Annotated in this window: 1 tRNA gene; it reads left to right on the plus strand. The window is 50.7% G+C overall.

Features of this window, described 5'->3' with window-relative positions:
• Positions 1 to 6 precede the first annotated feature (6 nt).
• Positions 7 to 99 (plus strand) — tRNA-Ser (locus PVK62_RS17640).
• The last annotated feature ends 112 nt before the right edge of the window (positions 100 to 211 follow it).

Raw genomic sequence — 211 nt, forward strand, 5'->3', positions numbered from 1 at the left:
CAACACGGTGAGGTGGCCGAGAGGCTGAAGGCGCTCCCCTGCTAAGGGAGTATGCGGTTTATAGCCGCATCGAGGGTTCGAATCCCTCCTTCACCGCCATTATTTGTTTCTGTTGATTTTAAGTCAGCAAGAACATAAAAGAATTATTGTGCGCTAGTAGCTCAGCTGGATAGAGTACCTGGCTACGAACCAGGCGGTCGGAGGTTCGAAT

The organism is Aliivibrio sp. S3MY1, from assembly GCF_028765575.1.
Lineage (GTDB): Bacteria > Pseudomonadota > Gammaproteobacteria > Enterobacterales > Vibrionaceae > Aliivibrio.